The sequence below is a fragment of the Streptomyces sp. NPDC050287 genome (genome assembly GCF_044459385.1).
Lineage (GTDB): Bacteria > Actinomycetota > Actinomycetes > Streptomycetales > Streptomycetaceae > Streptomyces.
The window spans coordinates 99,893-117,489 of the sequence record NZ_JBITIY010000021.1 but is presented as its reverse complement, the minus strand read 5'-3'; the positions used below and the strand labels follow the sequence as shown (position 1 = coordinate 117,489).

Annotated in this window: 18 protein-coding genes; 12 read left to right on the top strand and 6 right to left on the bottom strand. The window is 71.4% G+C overall.

What is annotated here, in order from left to right; genetic code table 11:
- Nucleotides 1-143 precede the first annotated feature (143 nt).
- On the top strand, nt 144-374 hold the full coding sequence (locus tag ACIBK3_RS43185; protein ID WP_399373823.1) for a cold-shock protein: 231 nt from the start codon (nt 144-146) through the stop codon (nt 372-374).
- A 91-nt stretch (nt 375-465) separates the two neighbouring features.
- Here the strand turns inward: ACIBK3_RS43185 and ACIBK3_RS43180 are convergent, their stop codons facing one another.
- From ACIBK3_RS43180 to ACIBK3_RS43170, 3 genes are all read right to left on the bottom strand, one after another.
- The gene (locus tag ACIBK3_RS43180) at nt 466-1,107 is read right to left on the bottom strand and encodes a hypothetical protein (RefSeq protein WP_399373821.1); all 642 of its coding nucleotides are present in this window, start codon (nt 1,105-1,107) and stop codon (nt 466-468) included.
- A 212-nt stretch (nt 1,108-1,319) separates the two neighbouring features.
- On the bottom strand, nt 1,320-1,904 hold the full coding sequence (locus ACIBK3_RS43175; protein ID WP_399373820.1) for a GtrA family protein: 585 nt from the start codon (nt 1,902-1,904) through the stop codon (nt 1,320-1,322).
- Between the two features lie 280 nt (nt 1,905-2,184).
- Complete coding sequence (locus ACIBK3_RS43170) at nt 2,185-2,673, bottom strand: MarR family winged helix-turn-helix transcriptional regulator (protein ID WP_399373818.1); 489 nt, start codon at nt 2,671-2,673, stop codon at nt 2,185-2,187.
- Between the two features lie 93 nt (nt 2,674-2,766).
- Here ACIBK3_RS43170 and ACIBK3_RS43165 point away from each other — a divergent pair, with 93 nt between their 5' ends.
- The 8 genes from ACIBK3_RS43165 to ACIBK3_RS43130 all read left to right on the top strand — a co-directional run bounded on the left by ACIBK3_RS43165 (nt 2,767) and on the right by ACIBK3_RS43130 (nt 13,058).
- The gene (locus tag ACIBK3_RS43165; protein ID WP_399373816.1) at nt 2,767-3,195 is read left to right on the top strand and encodes an HGxxPAAW family protein; all 429 of its coding nucleotides are present in this window, start codon (nt 2,767-2,769) and stop codon (nt 3,193-3,195) included.
- Nucleotides 3,196-3,243: 48 nt separating this feature from the next.
- A complete protein-coding gene (locus ACIBK3_RS43160) occupies nt 3,244-4,119 on the top strand; it encodes a DUF2797 domain-containing protein (protein ID WP_399373815.1) in 876 nt (291 codons plus the stop codon).
- Nucleotides 4,120-4,269: 150 nt separating this feature from the next.
- Nucleotides 4,270-5,010: a response regulator transcription factor gene (locus ACIBK3_RS43155; RefSeq protein WP_399373813.1), complete on the top strand. Its 741-nt coding sequence runs from the start codon at nt 4,270-4,272 to the stop codon at nt 5,008-5,010.
- The gene (locus tag ACIBK3_RS43150; RefSeq protein WP_399373811.1) at nt 5,007-6,737 is read left to right on the top strand and encodes a sensor histidine kinase; all 1,731 of its coding nucleotides are present in this window, start codon (nt 5,007-5,009) and stop codon (nt 6,735-6,737) included. The genes ACIBK3_RS43155 and ACIBK3_RS43150 overlap by 4 nt, the downstream gene beginning before the upstream one ends.
- A 14-nt stretch (nt 6,738-6,751) precedes the next feature.
- Complete coding sequence (locus tag ACIBK3_RS43145) at nt 6,752-8,236, top strand: glycosyltransferase (RefSeq protein WP_399373810.1); 1,485 nt, start codon at nt 6,752-6,754, stop codon at nt 8,234-8,236.
- On the top strand, nt 8,236-10,434 hold the full coding sequence (locus tag ACIBK3_RS43140; RefSeq protein ID WP_399373808.1) for an ArnT family glycosyltransferase: 2,199 nt from the start codon (nt 8,236-8,238) through the stop codon (nt 10,432-10,434). The genes ACIBK3_RS43145 and ACIBK3_RS43140 overlap by 1 nt, the downstream gene beginning before the upstream one ends.
- Before the next feature lie 132 nt (nt 10,435-10,566).
- On the top strand, nt 10,567-12,111 hold the full coding sequence (locus ACIBK3_RS43135; RefSeq protein ID WP_399373807.1) for an MFS transporter: 1,545 nt from the start codon (nt 10,567-10,569) through the stop codon (nt 12,109-12,111).
- A gap of 182 nt (nt 12,112-12,293) precedes the next feature.
- Nucleotides 12,294-13,058 carry a TetR/AcrR family transcriptional regulator gene (locus ACIBK3_RS43130; RefSeq protein ID WP_399373806.1) on the top strand — a complete coding sequence of 255 codons (765 nt, stop codon included), beginning with the start codon at nt 12,294-12,296 and terminating at the stop codon, nt 13,056-13,058.
- A 470-nt stretch (nt 13,059-13,528) separates the two neighbouring features.
- Here the strand turns inward: ACIBK3_RS43130 and ACIBK3_RS43125 are convergent, their stop codons facing one another.
- A complete protein-coding gene (locus ACIBK3_RS43125; RefSeq protein WP_399373805.1) occupies nt 13,529-13,996 on the bottom strand; it encodes a PPOX class F420-dependent oxidoreductase in 468 nt (155 codons plus the stop codon).
- Between the two features lie 139 nt (nt 13,997-14,135).
- Nucleotides 14,136-14,510 carry an STAS domain-containing protein gene (locus tag ACIBK3_RS43120; protein ID WP_399373804.1) on the bottom strand — a complete coding sequence of 125 codons (375 nt, stop codon included), beginning with the start codon at nt 14,508-14,510 and terminating at the stop codon, nt 14,136-14,138.
- Between the two features lie 211 nt (nt 14,511-14,721).
- Between ACIBK3_RS43120 and ACIBK3_RS43115 the strand changes: the two genes are divergently transcribed.
- The 3 genes from ACIBK3_RS43115 to ACIBK3_RS43105 all read left to right on the top strand — a co-directional run bounded on the left by ACIBK3_RS43115 (nt 14,722) and on the right by ACIBK3_RS43105 (nt 16,687).
- On the top strand, nt 14,722-15,444 hold the full coding sequence (locus ACIBK3_RS43115; RefSeq protein WP_399373802.1) for an ANTAR domain-containing protein: 723 nt from the start codon (nt 14,722-14,724) through the stop codon (nt 15,442-15,444).
- 64 nt (nt 15,445-15,508) lie between these two features.
- Complete coding sequence (locus ACIBK3_RS43110; RefSeq protein WP_399373801.1) at nt 15,509-16,216, top strand: GAF and ANTAR domain-containing protein; 708 nt, start codon at nt 15,509-15,511, stop codon at nt 16,214-16,216.
- A gap of 81 nt (nt 16,217-16,297) precedes the next feature.
- Nucleotides 16,298-16,687: a hypothetical protein gene (locus ACIBK3_RS43105; RefSeq protein ID WP_399373799.1), complete on the top strand. Its 390-nt coding sequence runs from the start codon at nt 16,298-16,300 to the stop codon at nt 16,685-16,687.
- Nucleotides 16,688-16,763: 76 nt separating this feature from the next.
- Here ACIBK3_RS43105 and ACIBK3_RS43100 read toward each other — a convergent pair whose 3' ends face one another.
- A complete protein-coding gene (locus tag ACIBK3_RS43100) occupies nt 16,764-17,585 on the bottom strand; it encodes a YceI family protein (RefSeq protein WP_399373798.1) in 822 nt (273 codons plus the stop codon).
- Between the last annotated feature and the right edge of the window lie 12 nt (nt 17,586-17,597).

Below are 17,597 nucleotides of genomic sequence, written 5' to 3'. Positions count from 1 at the left end.
CCCTGCTGTCATGCGCCGGCTCTCGCGCGATCACCCGATCAGGAACCCTGTTCGACCAGGCCAGCCCCGTGATCGATAAGCGGATGGCGTCTGAGTTCAGTGACCTGACCTGACACCTGGGCGTGGAACCGTAGGTCGCCCTCATGGTGACTGCGACGGTTCGTGAGTGGCATGACGAGGAGGGGTGGGGGGTGCTCGACTGCGCCGAGACGCCGGGTGGTTGCTGGGGGCACTTCTCCGCCGTCGAGATGGAGGGGTTCCGGACGTTGTCGGTCGGGCAGCGGGTCGGGCTGGTGTGGGAGGCGCCCGGGTTCAAGCAGGACGGGTGCGACTTCCGGGCGGTGCGGATCGTGCCTCGGGTGGAGGGGGCGTGAGAAGAGGGATCCCCTGGGTCTTGACCCACGGAAGTGGCCCCAGGGGATCTGCCTCCTGGGGCCACCGTCATTGCCGGGCTTGTCCGGCTTGTCAGCCGTAGAACGGGCCCGGCGTGCTCCACGTCGAGTGGCCGAAGACGTTGTCGTCCGCGATGGTGACGCTGACGTTGGTGACCTTGAGGCCGTACTGGGCCGGGGTCATGCCCGTGGGGCAGTCCACCGTGACGGCCGGGAAGTTCATGTAGAAGTGCGGGCCCGCGTCCCGGGTGGGGTTCTGGCGAAGCTCGTAGAGGACCCAGTTGGCTTCCGGGTAGTAGTAGGTCGGAATCAGCTCCTGCTGCTCGGTGCGGACGACGAAGCTGGTGTCGTGGTCGAAGGTGCCGTCGGGTCGCAGGCAACCGAAGGTGCGAGCGGTGTCGGCGTAGGCCTTGAAATGGTCGTCGGTGCTGCTCAGGCCCGCGATGTAGCCCGGCTGGTCGCGGACGTTGTGCAGGGTGATGCCCAGCTCGAAGCCGCCGCAGCCCGGGGTCGGGTTGTAGTCGTGGTACGTGTTCAGACACTTGCGGTCCCCGAAGGCGGCGGTGGGGTCCGGGTTGTAGGGCTTCGGGACGACCGTGTCGTAGAACTTCACCGTCGCCGAGACGCCGTCGGCGGTGGGCGCCGGGATGTCGACCGTGGTGGTGGCCTGGGCGGTGCCCGGGCCGGACAGGGCGAGGCCGGTGGCGGCGAGCAACCCGATGGTCAGACGCGTCAGCGCTCTTCGTGCGTTCCGCAGGTTTCCGCGGTTCCCCGGGTTCCCTGGGCTCCCCGGGTTCCCTGGATTCCGCACCTTCCGCGTGTTCCCCGTGTTGCGCATGTTCCGCATGTGAAGGAATCCCCCCTCGTGCACGTGGTGCACTCTCACATGGACAGTGGCATGCACACGCTAGTCGGCCCAGGGGGTGGTCATCCGGCGCACACCTTGACGCTCACAACCGGAACGTTCCAGTCGTTCGAGCGGCGGGAGTCGCGTGCCGTCCTCCGCTGCCGGCCGCCGGCGCTCGCGAAGACGAACAGACGCAGGACCAGGAAGCGGCCGACTCCGGCGAGGGCGGACGCGGAGAGGTAGACCCCCTGCTCCCACAGCATGCTCGGCGACGACTGAGCCGTGTGCAGCAGGAACACCGCGGCGCAGGTCACCACGTACGCCGCCGTGGCCGAGCCCGCGGACTGCAGGTGCCGGCGCCAGCCGGGGCGCCGGCCCGTGCCGAAGGTGACGAGCGCGTGCAGCTCGGTGCACAGGAGGGTGGACGCGACGGTTGTCACCGCGTTCGCGGCGGCCCACGGCATGGTCACGGCGAGCAGCGGTACGGCGAGGGAGGCGAGGAGGCCGACACCGCCGCCGCAGATCACGAACCGGATGAAGGAGGCGAGGGGGCCGGGAGTCCGGGAGGCGCTGCTGGTCTGCCGCGGCTCGCCGTGCGAGGGCTGCGGCTGCGCCGGCGTCCGCCTCTGCGGTTGCGGCTTCGACTCGAGCAGCGTCGACTCCATGACGTTCCTTCCGGGCGGGGCGGCTTCGATCTCTGCGACTCAGCTGACACCGGCCCGACTTCAGCCGGCCTTCAGCCGGGTTTCAGGACGGGTTTCAGCCGGGTCTGCCTGCGTTGCGATCAGCCGGTATCGGCCGGGATCAACGATGCCGTCGTCCGCCGTAAGGAACGATGGAGCGCGCTACCGGACCGGTGGTACAGCCAGCTCCACCATGCCGGGATGGGTAGCCACCGACGGCCTCCCCACCTCGTCGCCCTCCCCACCTCCTCGCTTCTTTGTGTCACTCGCCCTTGGCGTCCCGGTCCCGGAGTTCCTCGATGTAGCTGTGGGCCATGGCCGTGGCGCGGGTGAACCAGTCGGTGATGGCGGCGAGTTCGTCCGCGGAGTAGTCGGCGAAGAGGTCCGTCAGCCGGGCGTAGTGGGGCTCGGAGAGGGCGACGACCCGGGTGACCGCGTCCGGGACCGCGGCCACGCGGACGCGGCGGCGGTCCGCCGGGTCCGGGACGCGGTTGACGTAACCGGCGCGTTCGAGGCGGTTGAGGATGCCGGTCGCGCCGCCGGTCGTGACGTGGGCACGTTCGGCGATGTCACCGGCCGTGAGGAGGTCCTCGCCGGCCTCCAGGACGTAGGCGAAGCAGAGGAGGTCGGTGATGCTCAGGCCCAGTCGCTGGGCCATCTCGTGCCGGCCGAGCAGGTGTGCCGCGACGAGGGAGTCCATCGCCGACAGCGCCTGGGCCGGAGTGGCGGAGGGACGCGACTTGGCTGGCATTGCGGGTTCCTGTTTCCCTTAGTTCGTGAGAGGTTCAGAAAGTAAACTTCTTACGCCGTGAGGTACCCGTACGGGAGGAAGGCGGGCGGGCACATGAGCGCACATCAGTATGACGAGGGGCATACGGTCGCCGGATGGACCGGCTTCGGCATCGCGAGCGTCGGGACGACGGTGTGGGGACTGGGGCTGTGCCTGGTGTCCGTACCGCTCCTGGCGGCCGGGATCGCGATCGATGTCGTAGGCCTTCTCGCCACCTGGGCCCTGCATCTCACCGGCTGGGGCAAGCCGCCGGGCAGGCGTCCCAGGGAGCAGTGGGGTATGCGGGTGCGGGACACGGCCGCGCGGGCCGGGCATCCCGGGTGCGTGGGGTGCCGGCTGGCGGGGCGGGGGGTTGCTCGTACGGCAGTGGACACGGCCCCGGCACAGGCGCCGGAAGCGGAGAGGGAAGCAGCCGCGGCCTCCGGCGTCATGCCTGTTTCCGCAGGTGAGGCGGAGCCCGCTGCCGCCCCCTTTGGCGGCTGAATCCCGCGCGGCCGCCGTTGTCAGTGGTGCCCTCTACTCTCGGAAGCGATGGCACAGGCATGGAAGTGCTCGGGGCTGCGATGGGTGGCGGGCTGTCCCGTGCTGGTGTGGGACGGCGGGCGGCGCACTGCGCTGACCTGGGGGAAGAGGGTGGCCTTCGGGGTCGCGGAAGGGGGCGGGCGGACATGTGTGGGAGCGCGGGGGCATCCCTGTCCGGTGCGGACGGCCGTGCCGGGGCGGAGTACGGGGGCGCGCTGCGAGGAGTGCGCGCGGCTGGACCGGGCGCACTCCGTCGCGGCCGACACGATCGCCGACGACCCGCGCCCGTACCGCGTATACCTGGCCTGGTTCGGGCCCGGCATGGTCAAGGTGGGGATCACCGCCGAAGAGCGTGGCTCGGCCCGGCTGCTGGAGCAGGGCGCGGTCTGCTTCAGCTGGCTGGGCACCGGACCGTTGATGGCGGCCCGGCGCACTGAGGAGCTGCTGCGCGCCGCGCTCGGCGTGCCGGACCGGATCCCTTACGCCGAGAAGCGGGCGGTGCGGGCCCGGTTGCCGGAGTCGACGGGGGAACGGGCCGCCGAGATCACGGAGCTGCACGGGCGGGCGGTGGCGCTCGGCGGCTGGCCGGAGTCGCTCACGCCCGCGCCCTGCCGACCCGTCGATCACGTCGACGTGTTCGGGCTCGGGGGCCTGCCCGCCGCCGTCGGTGCGGTGAGCGAGCTGGTCGCGGGCGGTGCGGTGGGCGGCCGGCTGGTGGCGGCGGCCGGGCCGGACCTGCACCTGGAGACGGGGGCCGGCTCGGTGGTCGTGCTGGACACGCGGCTGATGACCGGGTGGGAGCTGGTTGCGGTCGGGGGCGAGGAAGTCACGGTGCCGGTACGGCGGTTCAGTGCGCCTTCGGGTGTGCAGTCCGGGTTGTTCTGACCATGAAGCCCGGGGTCTCCAGCGTTCCCCGGGCTTCGCAGGCGCCCCCAGGCCTTCCCAGGCCTTCCCTGAGAGTCACCTGTGCGTTTCTCAGGAAAATCACAGAGATACGAAAGGGTGCTCTCAGGGGGTCCCGACATCGTGTTCATCATGACCACGACCTCGCCCCAGGGGCGCACCGAACTGCTGAGGCCGGACGGGAGCCCCGTTCGAGTGCTTGTGGTGGACGACGAGCTGTCGATCACCGAACTGCTGTCCATGGCCCTCCGCTACGAGGGCTGGCAGATCCGCAGTGCCGGTGACGGCACGGGCGCCCTGCAGACCGCCCGTGAGTTCCGGCCCGACGCCGTCGTCCTGGACATGATGCTGCCCGACATGGACGGGCTGACCGTTCTGGGGCGGCTGCGGCGCGAGCTGCCCGACGTGCCGGTGCTCTTCCTCACCGCGAAGGACGCGGTCGAGGACCGGATCGCCGGGCTCACCGCAGGCGGCGACGACTATGTCACCAAGCCCTTCAGCCTCGAAGAGGTCGTGGCCCGGCTGCGCGGGCTCATCCGGCGCTCGGGCGCGGCCGACCGGCGCTCGGACTCCGTCCTCGTCGTGGGTGACCTCACCCTGGACGAGGACAGCCACGAGGTGTCGCGGGGCGGGGACAACATCCACCTCACCGCCACCGAGTTCGAGCTGTTGCGCTTTCTGATGCGCAACCCGCGCCGGGTGCTCAGCAAGGCGCAGATCCTCGACCGTGTGTGGTCGTACGACTTCGGCGGCCAGGCCAACGTGGTCGAGCTCTACATCTCCTACCTGCGCCGCAAGATCGACGCCGGCAGGGAGCCGATGATCCACACCCGGCGCGGTGCCGGCTACCTGATCAAGCCCGCCGCGTCATGAGCGAGCGGCGCCGGCCGCGTACGCGACAGCGAGCAGACGAGCCGCGCACCCCGAGCGCATCGAGCACCCCGAGCACTCCACTGACCTCGCCCACCCCGCGTACCCGGCGGAACCGTGCGGGCAGGACCCGCACCCCGCGTACCCTGCGGACCCGGCTCGTCGTCGCGTCGGTGGTGCTGATCGCCGTGGTCTGCGCGGTGATCGGCACGGTGACGACGCTGGCGCTGCGGTCGCATCTGTACGACCAGTTGGACGGGCAGTTGCACGAGGTCGCCATGCGCGCCTCGGGCAACTTCCCCCTGCCCGACGTTCCCAAGGGCGGCAGCGGCGGCGACTCCAGGGACCGCTCCAACGTGCCCGGTGCGCTGAAACCGGGTAAGCCGATCAACATCAAGGATTTCGTCAAGCGGGGCCCGCAGCCGCCCGGCACCATCGCGGCGGAGCTCACGGAGGGCGTCATCACCGACGCCAAGGTCGGCCAGAAGACCGACGACGCCGCCCAGATGGAGGCGGTGTCCCTCAGCGACGCCGCGAAGCAGGCGCTCACCCAAGTGCCCCATGACGGCAACTACCACACCGTGGAGCTCTCGGGTCTCGGCGGTTACCGCGTCACCTACGATGCCGGTCCCAACGGCGCCTACTACGTGGCGATACCGACCGCGGCCACCGACAGCACCATCAACACCCTGATCCTCGTCGAGCTCAGCGTCACCGCCGCCGGCCTCGGCGCCGCCGTCATCGCCGGATACGTGCTCGTCGGGCTCGCGACCCGGCCCCTCCGCAAGGTCGCCGCCACCGCCACCCGCGTCTCCGAACTCCCCCTGCACACCGGCGAGGTGAACCTCAGCGAGCGGGTGCCCGAGTCCGAGACCGACCCGCACACCGAGGTCGGCCAGGTCGGCGCCGCGCTCAACCGGATGCTGGACCATGTCCACGGTGCCCTGCACGCCCGCCAGCAGAGCGAGACGCGGGTACGGCAGTTCGTCGCGGACGCCAGTCATGAGCTGCGCACCCCGCTCGCCTCCATCCGCGGGTACGCCGAGCTCACCCGGCGCGGCAGGGAGCAGGTCGGGCCCGACACCCGGCACGCGCTCGGCCGTATCGAGTCCGAGGCGGGCCGGATGAGCCTGCTCGTCGAGGACCTCCTGCTGCTCGCCCGGCTGGACGCGGGCCGGCCCCTCCAGTTCGAGGAGACCGACCTCGTACCGCTGGTCGTGGACTCCATCAGCGACGCGCGCGCGGCCGGACCGCAGCACACCTGGCGACTCGACCTGCCCGACGAGCCCGCACTGGTGTCCGCTGACGCGGCCCGGCTCCAGCAGGTGTTCGTCAACCTGCTGGGCAACGCCCGTACCCACACACCGCCCGGTACGACCGTCACCGCGCGCGTGCGGCGGCGCGGGCCGTGGCTGTGCGTGGACGTCGAGGACGACGGCCAGGGCATCCCGCCCGAACTGCTCCCGCGTGTCTTCGAACGGTTCGCGCGCGGCGACACCTCGCGCTCCCGCACTTCCGGCTCGACCGGTCTGGGGCTCGCGATCGTGCAGGCCGTGGCGGCCGCACACGAAGGCGCGGTGACCGTCGACAGCGTTCCCGGGCGCACGGTGTTCACCGTGCACCTGCCCGCACTGGGCCCGACGTCCCCCCGTCCGGCGCCAGAAACGAACTGGCAACCGCACTCACAGGCGCAGCACAGCGCCGCCATATGGGTGCAACAGGGCGCTTGACCAGAGTCGTTCCCATGCGAACCGACTCTTCTCCCGGCACCCTGCCGGCGCGGGAGCACCTCCCGGCCGCACCAGCCGGAACACCTGTCCTGGACGTAGTGATCCCCGTCTACAACGAGGAGAAGGACCTCCAGCCGTGTGTGCTGAGACTGCACGAGCACCTCAAGCGCACGTTCCCGTACGCGTTCCGCATCACGATCGCGGACAACGCGTCGACGGACACCACCCCGCAGGTGTCCCGGCGGCTGGCGGCGGAGGTCCCGGAGGTCAGGGCCTTCCGGCTGGAGCAGAAGGGCCGCGGCCGAGCGCTCAGGACCGTCTGGTCCGCCTCCGAGGCCCCGATCCTCGCCTATATGGACGTGGACCTGTCCACCGACCTCAACGCCCTGCTGCCGCTGGTGGCACCGCTGATCTCGGGCCACTCCGACCTGGCGATCGGCTCCCGGCTCGCCCACAGCTCCCGGGTGGTGCGCGGCCCCAAGCGGGAGTTCATCAGCCGCGCCTACAACCTGATCCTGCGCGGCTCGCTCCAAGCCCGCTTCTCGGACGCCCAGTGCGGCTTCAAGGCGATCCGCCGCGATGTCGCCCGGGCGCTGCTGCCGCTGGTCGAGGACACCGGCTGGTTCTTCGACACCGAGATGCTGGTGCTGGCCGAGCGCGCGGGACTGCGGATCCACGAGGTGCCGGTGGACTGGGTCGACGACCCCGACTCCACCGTCCACATCGTGAAGACGGCGACCGAGGACCTCAAGGGCGTGTGGCGGGTGGGCAAGGCCCTGGCCGGCGGATCGCTGCCACTGGACCGGATCGCCCGGCCGTTCGGCGACGACCCGCGGGACCGCGAGATCCAGGACGTACCGAAGGGGCTGGCCCGTCAGCTCGTCGGGTTCTGTGTCGTCGGTGGCCTCTCCACCCTCTTCTACCTGCTGCTCTACAGCGTCTTCCGGCAGTTCGGCGGCTCGCAGATCGCCAACGCGCTGGCGCTGCTGGTCTCGGCGGTCGCCAACACGGCGGCCAACCGGCGCCTGACCTTCGGCGTGCGCGGTCGCGGCGGCGCCGTCCGGCACCAGGCACAGGGTCTGGTCGTCTTCGCCATCGGCCTCGCGCTGACCAGCGGCTCCCTCGCCGCCCTGAGCGCGGCCACCTCCGACCCGGCGCACTCCACCGAACTGGCCGTCCTGATCGCCGCGAACCTGGCCGCGACGGTGCTGCGCTTCCTGCTCTTCCGGGCCTGGGTGTTCCCGGACCGGGGTGAGGACGCCCCGACGCCGCCGAACGGGCAACCGTACGAGCCGCAGCCGTACGAGCAGCAACAGCCCGGCCAAGAGCAGTACGGCCATCAGCAGTACGGCCAACAGCAGTACGACCAGCACCCGCCGCACCCGCCGCTGCCGCAGCGGCCGACGGCACCGACATACGCCACAGGGCCCCAGAGCTCGTACCAGACCGTGCACCTGCAGCCGGTGCGCCCGGCCGACACCGACCCGAGGAACTCCTGATGACCACTCACACCGACCGGACGACCTCACCGGGTCCCTCGGACTGGGGGCCGCCGACGGCCCCGGGCAACACAAGCACGGCGGATACGGCAGATACGGCGAACACGGCGGGTACGGACGTACAGGAACCGGGGATTCCCAAGGACCCCCGCTGGGCGCGTCCCGCGTTCCTCGGTCTGCTTCTCGTGACCGCCGCGCTCTACCTCTACAACCTGAGCGCCTCCGGCTACGCCAACTCCTTCTACTCCGCGGCCGTCCAGGCCGGCAGCCAGAGCTGGAAGGCGTTCTTCTTCGGCTCGCTGGACGCGGGCAACGCCATCACCGTCGACAAGCCCCCGGCCTCGCTGTGGCCGATGGAGCTGTCGGTCAGGATCTTCGGCCTGAACTCGTGGGCGATCCTGGTCCCCGAGGTCCTGATGGGCGTCGGCACGGTCGCCGTCGTGTACTCCTCCGTGCGCCGCCGGGTCGGTGCCGCTGCCGGACTGATCGCGGGCGCGGTGCTCGCGCTCACCCCCGTCGCGGCGCTGATGTTCCGGTTCAACAACCCGGACGCGATGCTGGCGCTGCTGATGGCGGTGGCCTGCTGCCTCGTGGCCCGGGCCCTTGAGGACGGCCGCACGAAGTGGCTGGTGTGGGCCGGTGTCGCGATCGGCTTCGCGTTCCTCGCGAAGACCCTGCAGGCCTTCCTGATCCTGCCGCCGCTCGCCATCGTGTACGCGGTCTGCGCGCCGGTGAGCGTGCGGAAGCGGTTCGGCCAGCTGGCCGCGGCGACGCTCGCGCTGGTCGTCTCCGGCGGCTGGTGGGTCGCGATCGTCGAGCTGTGGCCCGCTTCCTCCCGCCCCTACATCGGCGGCTCGCAGAACAACTCCTTCCTGGAGCTGACCTTCGGCTACAACGGGCTCGGCCGGCTGAGCGGCGACGAGACCGGCAGCGTCGGCGGCGGCGGTGGCGGAAACGCCGGTACCGGCATGTGGGGCGAGACCGGCTGGAACCGGATGTTCAACTCCGAGATCGGCGGCCAGATCTCCTGGCTGCTGCCGGCCGCGCTGATCCTGCTGGTCGCCGGCCTGGTGGCCACGCTCCCCCACTCTCGGCTTCGCTCGAGCGGGGGGACCCCCATCCTCGGCCGGACATCCGCGACCCGGAGCGCGTTCCTGGTGTGGGGCGGCTCGCTGCTGATCACCATGGTCGTCTTCAGCTACATGGCGGGCATCTTCCACCAGTACTACACGGTGGCCCTCGCCCCGTACCTCGCCGCCGTGATCGGCATGGGCGCGGGGATCCTGTGGGAGAAGCGCTCCAGGGTCTGGGCCTCGCTCACCCTCGCGGCCGCGGTCGTGGCGAGCGCGGCCTGGGGATACGTCCTCCTCGACCGCACCTCGGACTACCTGCCCTGGCTGAAGTGGCTGGTCCTCCTCGGCGGCCTGGTCGCCGCGCTCGGCCTGATCTTCGTAGCCAGGCTGGGCCGGCAGCTCGCTCTCGCCGCGGCGAGCCTGGGGATCGTGGCCTCGCTGGCCGGTCCGACGGCGTACACCCTCACCACCGTGCGGGAGGGCCACACCGGCTCCATCGTGACGGCCGGTCCGGCGGGCGCGAGCATGATGGGCGGCCGGGGCGGCCCCAGGGGCGGTGGCTTCGGCGGCCGTGTGCCGGGCCAGAACGGGAACGGGAACACCAACGGGAACACCAACGGGAACACCCAGGGACAGGGCCAGCCGGGCAACGGCTTCCCGGGCGCCGGCACCGGAGGCTTCCCCGGCGGCGGCATGCCCGGCCAGAGTCAGCAGGGCGACGGCGGCCGCACGGGTGGCGCCGGCGGAGCGATGGGCGGTCTGCTCAACGGGGCCTCCGTCACCGCCGAGGCCAAGAAGCTGCTGGAGACGGACTCCGACCAGTACACCTGGGCCGCCGCCGCGATCGGCTCCCAGAACGCCGCGAGCTACCAGCTCTCCACCGGTGAGCCCGTGATGGCGATCGGCGGCTTCAACGGCACCGACCCGTCCCCGACGCTGGCCCAGTTCAAGAAGTACGTGGAGGACGGCAGGATCCACTACTTCATCTCCTCCGGCTCCGGCCGCGGCGGTGGCATGGGCGGCAGCAGCGGTACGTCCTCGCAGATCACCTCCTGGATCGAGGCCACCTTCAAGAAGGTCACGGTCGGTTCGGCCACGTTCTACGACCTGACGCGGAAGGCGTAGGAGTCCGGCCGGGAAAAGAGAAGCCGACAGCGGCGGTGGCCCGGGGTTCGCACGACCCCCGGGCCACCGCCGTTTCCGTACGCCGAGAAACAACGTTGTACGCCGTACAGGAACTGTTCTACGGTGTACAGCATGACGACGTCCCCCAACGAACCGTCGCCCAGGAAACCGGCGCCCACGAAGCCGTCGCCCGAGGAACAGGCGGCCCCGCCTCCCGCACCGGCCGGCGGCCACCCCCAGCGTTGGCTGATCCTCGGTGTCATCTGTCTCGCGCAGCTCACCGTGCTGCTCGACAACACCGTCCTGAACGTGGCGATCCCCTCGCTCACCCGCGAGCTGGACGCCTCCACCTCCGACGTCCAGTGGATGATCAACGCGTACTCGCTGGTGCAGTCGGGTCTGCTGCTCACCGCGGGCAGCTCCGCGGACCGTTACGGCCGTAAGAAGCTGCTGGCGGCGGGGCTGGCCCTGTTCGCCGTCGGCTCGCTCGTGGCGGGCCTGGCGAGCACCAGCGGGCAACTGATCGCCGCGCGCGCCGGGATGGGCGTCGGCGGGGCGCTGCTGATGACCACCAGCCTCGCCGTCGTGGTCCAGATCTTCGACGACACCGAGCGGGTGAAGGCGATCGGCCTGTGGTCCACGGTCAACTCGCTCGGCTTCGCCGCAGGCCCGCTGCTCGGCGGGGTGATGCTCGACCACTTCTGGTGGGGCGCGATCTTCCTCGTCAACATCCCGGTCGCGGTCATCGGCCTGATCGCCGTGCTCGCCCTGGTCCCCGAGTCCAGGAACCCGCGGGGCGAACGCCCCGACCTGCTAGGCGCGCTGCTGTCCACGATCGGCATGACGGGCGTCGTCTACGCGATCATCTCCGGGCCCGACCACGGCTGGACCTCGACGCCCACCCTCACCTCCGCCGCGATCGGAGTCCTCGTGCTGGCCGGGTTCGTGACGTGGGAGCTGCGTGTCCCGTACCCGATGCTGGACATGCACTTCTTCCGCAACCAGCGGTTCACCGGCGCCGTCGCGGGCGCGATCCTCGTCGCCTTCGGAATGGCCGGCTCGCTCTTCCTGCTCACCCAGCACCTTCAGTTCGTGCTCGGATACGGCCCCTTGGAGGCCGGTCTGCACACCGCGCCGTTCGCTCTCACCATCGTCGCGCTCAACTTCACCGGAGTCGGTGCGAGGCTGCTGCCGAAGCTGGGCACGCCGCTCACCATCGCCGCCGGGATGACGTGCCTGGCGGCGGGGCTCGCCTCGATCGCCCTGCTCGGCACGGACAGCTACGGCGGCATGCTGCTCGGCCTGATCATCATGGGCGTCGGTGTCGCCTTCGCCATGCCGGCCATGGCCAACGCCGTGATGAGCGCGATCCCGCCGGAGAAGGCGGGCGTGGGCGCGGGCGTCAACGGCACGCTGGCGGAGTTCGGGCAGGGGCTGGGGGTCGCGGTGCTCGGCGCCGTGCTGAACTCGCGGTTCGCCGCGGCGGTTTCCGTGGCGGCGGCTTCCCTGCCGACGGCGTTGGCCGAGGCGGGGTCGTCCGGGGAACGGCGTCAGATCACCGATGCCTTCGCCTCCGGCCTGGAGACCAGCCAGTTGGTGGGTGCGGTGGCTGTGCTGCTCGGGGGACTGGTCGCTGCGGTGTTGTTGCGGCGGGCTGAGCGGGGAGACTTCGCCTAGGAGCTCGGGTGGCCGGGCAGGCGGGCGACTGCGGGTTCGTTGTGGTCGGTCGCGCCCACGAGGAGGTCCCCCCGCTCGAGCGGAGCCGGGAGCGGGGGAGGAGCCGCACACAGGTGCAGTCCCGTGCCTCCTGGTGGGGCGCCTAAGCTGACCGGCGTCGGAAAGTCGAGGAAGGTGCGCCCATGGTGAGGTCGGCCGAGCGGCGGACGGCGCGGACCAGCGTCTGGCTGGAGGGCAAGGCGCGTCGCCGTGGGCGCGGGGGCAGGCAGCCGTCCGGGCTCGACCGCGACCGGATCACCGAGGTCACCGTGCGGCTGCTGGACACCGAGGGGCTGGCCGGGTTCTCCATGCGCCGGCTCGCCGCCGAGCTGAACGTCACCGCGATGTCGGTCTACTGGTACGTCGACACCAAGGACGACCTCCTGGAACTGGCCCTGGACGCGGTGATGGGAGAGCTGGAGCTGCCCGATCCGGAGGCCGACGAGGACTGGCGGGACCAGCTGCGCACGCTGGCCCACGGCTACCGTGCCGTGCTGATCCGCCACCCCTGGCTGTCCCCGCTGGCCGGTCGCTTCCTCAACCTCGGTCCGAACTACCTCGCGTTCGCCCGGTGCGTCCAGCAGGTCATCCGCAAGACCGGCCTGCCCGTGCACCGGCTGATGGGGGCCATCGCGGCCGTCTTCCAGTTCGTCTACGGCTACGGCACGCTCGAGGGCCACTTCTACACGCAGGTGACGGGCACCGGCATGACTCCGGACGAGTACTACCGGGCGGCCATGTCCGAGGCCACCGAGCACCCGGACGCCGCGGAGATCATCCAGGGGTCCACGGACATCATGACGGCCCGCGGCGGCGACACGGTCGGGGAAATGATGGACCGGGACTTCGAGTTCGCCCTGGATCTGCTGGTGGCGGGCATCGAGACGATGGTGACGAGGGCCGACTGAAGCCCACGCGCCGCCCGAACACCGCGCCCCGTCGGGACACCGGGCGCTGCCCGAACACCGCGCTCCGTCGGGACACCGGGCGCCGCGCGAACACCGCGCCCCGTCGGGACACCGGGCGCCGCGCGAACACCGCGCTCCGTCGGGACACCGGGCGCCGCGCGAACACCGCGCTCCGTCGGGACACCGGGCGCCGCGCGAACACCGCGCTCCGTCGGGACACCGGGCGCCGCCCGAACACCGCGCCCCGTCGGGACACCGCGTCCCGTCAGAGCACCACGCGCCGTGGGAGCACCGCGCCCCGCCCGGACACCGCGCCCCGTCGGGAGCACCGCGCCCCCGAGCTTCCGGGGCGTCCCCGCCTCGCTAAGGCCAGCCCGGCTCCGCCTCGCTAAGGCCAGCCCGGCTCCGCCCCGCCCCGGCCTGCCCGGCCCCACCCCGGTCCGCCCGGCACCGCCCAACTCCGCCCCCGCTCAGCCCTCCACCAGCCGCGCAGGGAATCCGCCGGTGGCCACCGGCCCCCACCGCTCCGGTGTGACCCGGATGATCGACTTCCCCTGCTTCACCATGGCCGCCCGGTACTCGTCCCAGTCGGGATGCTCACCGGCGATGTTGCGGTAGTACTCCACCAGCGGCTCCACGGAGTCCGGCGGGTCGATGACCTCGGCGGTGCCGTCGATCTGGACCCACGGCCCGTTCCAGTCGTCGCTCAGCACGATCAGGCTGACCCGCGGATCCCGCTTGGCGTTGCGGGTCTTGGCGCGCTCGGGGTAGGTCGACACGACGATCCGCCCGGAGTCGTCGACGCCGCAGGTCAGCGGCGATCCCTGGGGGCCGCCGTCGGCCCGCCGGGTCAGCAGGATCGCGTGGTGGCGGGGCCGTACGAAGTCCAGCAACTCGTCCAGCGATACGGAGGTGTTGGTCGCGATGTTCGGTGCCATGGCGCCAGCCTAGAACCCCTGGGCGCCACAGGCCTCCCAGGGAGCGCCAGGGAGTGCCGGGGCCTCCCAAGGAGACCAGGAAGACCAGGGAGTCCCAGGGCGTGATCCGCCGGAGGGGGCCTCAGCCGCCGCACGGCCGTCAGTCCTCCAGCGCCTCGCTCAGGTTGTCGTACACCGGCACGTCCCGCCGCACCCCAGTGAGCTCCAGGACGCGGGTGGGGACCCCGTCGGGCCGGGCCACGACCCGTAGCCGCGCACCGGGCGGGAGCCGGTGGCCGACCTCGCCGACGAGGCGGACGCCCTGGGAGTCCATGAAGTGGGTCGCGGTCAGGTCCAGGACCAGGGTCCGCAGCCGGTCGGCACGGGTGTCCAGGGCGGACAGGACCCGGTCCAGCAGGCCCTCGGCGTTGGAGACGTCGATCTCGGGCGGAAGGGCGAGGATGGTGGTGCAGCCGGGCAGATCACGCAGATCACGCAGCTCGCACGGATTCGGGAAGAAGGTCACAGTGCTCACCTGGCAGACGTTCGTCCGGATTCCGGGGTGGCCACTTCCTGACCTGTCGCCCCCATTCCACCATGCCGACGACCGTGCCCGAAAGGGCTTGCGTCCGGGCGTCGGCCGGACGTCACCTCGACGCAACCAAGCAGCTAAAGTGCTGTCCGTCCTGTGCTCGCAGTCGGGAATGTGCTGCGGAGCTCTCCTGCGCACGGCCGCTCGGTCGTGCATGCCGAAGAGGTTCGTGGTGGCTGCGTCCGAGTTTCCTGATTTGCCCCGTTTTCACGCTGGTTACGAACTGGCGGAAGTCCTGACGGCGGCAGCTCAGCAACTGCACGACACGGTGACCCCGCACAGCACCATGCACACCGCGGTCCGTCTCGCCGTCACCCTCCTGCCCGGCGCCGACCACGCCGGCATCTCCGTCATCGAGCGCTCCCACCACCGCCGTACGGTCGCCTGGACCGACGAGGTCGTGCGCTCCGCCGAGGCCGGTCACACCTCAGGCGCGCAGGCGCCGTACTGGGGACATCTGTGGACCGCGCCAGTCGTGCGGCTGGAGGACAGCGAGGCCGACGACGGCGGGGCCCTGCTGGCCGAACTGGGCCTGCGCTCGGCGCTGTCGCTGAGGCTGCGTGCCGACCGCCGCCGGCTGACCGTACTCACGGCCTACTCCCGCAAGCCGCGCGCCTTCGACGAGGCCGCCACCCGCGTCGGCCGGCTGTTCACCGCGCACGTCAGTCTGGCCCTCGACTCGGCCACCGTACGGGAGCAGTTGACGGAGGCCATGCGCACCCGGGACCTGATCGGGCAGGCCACCGGGATCCTCATGGAGCGGATGGACATGGACGCGGCGGAGGCGTTCGAATCCCTGGTCAAGGCCTCGCAGCGGGAGAACATCAAGCTGCGCGACCTCGCCCGCCGCATCGTGGACGCGCACAACGCCCCCTGACCGCTCTGTGACGGACCGGGGGGCGCGGGGCGTTAACGGGCATTGACGGGATATCCGTACGGTCATGAGCCCTGATACGTCCGACACGCTGGAAATGGCCATCGTGCGCAGCAGCGGTCTCGACACGCTGCTGCGCGATCTGACCGACCGCGCGGTGCAGGCGGTGCCCGGCGCGGCAGCCTGCAGCATCACGGTGCGCCGTGCCGACCGGCTGCTGACGCTGGCCGGCAGCCGCGGCCTGCCCAGCGGCCTCGACCAGCGCCAGTACGAGAACGGCTCGGGGCCGTGCGTGGAGGCCGCCGAGACGGAAACCGAGCAGTACGCCCCCGACCTGGAGGCGGAGACCCGCTGGCCCATGTACACCTCGTACGCGCTGTCCGAGGGAGTGCGCTGTGTGCTGGCGATCCCGATCGCCGTCGAGGGCGAAAGGGGCGCCGCCCTCAACCTGTACGGCCTCGAACCCGGTTCGCTGGGCCCGGGCCGGGAAGCCGCCCGCGCGTTCGCCGCCCGGGTGGGGGACGCGATCAACGTCGCCCTGCGCGTCGAGCGCCGCCGCGAGTCCGTCGCCGACGTGCGCACCGCGCTGGTCTCCCGCAGCGTCATCGACCAGGCCATCGGCATCCTCATGGCCCAGGAGCGGATCGACGCCCGGATCGCCCTCGAACGCCTGCGCCGGGTCTCCCAGAACCACAACGTCAAGCTCCGGGACCTGTGCACCGACCTGGTGGCCCGGGTGAGCGGCGGCGACGGGCGTTCGCGCGGTGGCAACTGAGGCCCCGCGCGAGGGGATCGGGGCGTGTCCGGTTCGTACGGACGCCTGCGCTCCGCCGCCCGCACCGCCTACCGTGGCCCCATGAGCGCGGAAGACCTCAGCCCCGAGGAACAGTGGCCGCTGCCGCCCGCCTGGATGTGGGACTGCGCCGAGTGCGTCCGCCGCTACGAGGCGATGAAACACGTTCAGGCCGTCATCGCCGGACTGACCGCCGAGGACCCGGGTGTCGACTGGGACGTCACCGACAGCATCGTCGGCACACAGATCAGCCTGAGCCGGCACCTGGCCGACGCGCACCGCGAGGCGCTGCCCGACTGGGACCCCGCCTGCGCGACCTGCGCCGGGCACCGCACCTCCGTGGCCAGAACCGCAGAACGCTCCCCCGACCTGCTCCCGGGCGCCGTGATGGCGGCCGAGGAACACCGCGCCCGCCACCTGTTCGCCCCGCCGCGCGTCGTCGGCCTCATGTAGCCGCGCTTCGTCGGCCTCGTGGAGCTGCGCGTCGTCGGCCTCGTGGAGCCGCGCGTCGTCGGCCTCATGTAGCGCGCTATGCCTGCGGCAGCGACTCCCCCTGGACCGCCTGCACGTCCAACTCCACCCTCAGCGTCGTCCCGATGGCCGCGATGCCCGCCTGGACGACCTGGTTGTAGTTCATCGCGAAGTCCTCGCGGTGCAGTTCCGTCGTCGCCCGGAAGGCCGCCCGGGTGCCGCCCCAGGGGTCGGAACCGGTACCGAGGTAGGCCAGGTCCAGGTCGACCGGCCGGGCGACGCCGTGCAGGGTCAGTTCGCCGTGCACGGTCCAGCGGTCCGAACCGGCCGCGGTCAGCCCGGTCGAGTGGTACGTGATCTCCGGGAACCGCTCGACGTCCAGGAAGTCCGCGGACCTGAGGTGGGTGTCCCGCATGCCGTTGCCGGTGTCGATGGACGCGGCCTTGATGACCGCCTCCACCCGGGACTTGGTCACGTCGTCCGGGGCGACCTCGATCGAGGCCGAGAACTCCGTGAACCGGCCGTGCACGCTGGAGATCCCCAGGTGCTGGGCGACCGCGGCCACACTGGAGTGCGCCGGGTCGACGGTCCACGGCCCGGGCGGCGGCAGTTCGGTGCCGCCCTGCCGGGCCAGCGTCACCGTGCCGACCTCGGCCCGGCCGCTCGCCGTGACGAGCGCGCTGGCGGCGGCGGGTGCGTAGCCGACGGCGGTGACGATGACGGTGTACGCCCCCGGCTCGAGCGGAGTCGTATCCCGTACGGCGCCCTCGGGGTCGGCCTCGGCGCGCAGCACCTGCGAGCCGGTCATGTCGGTCACCGTGACGACCGCGTGCGACACGGCCCATCCGTCCCGCGTACGGATCTTCGCGGTCAGTCCCATCCCGATTTCTCC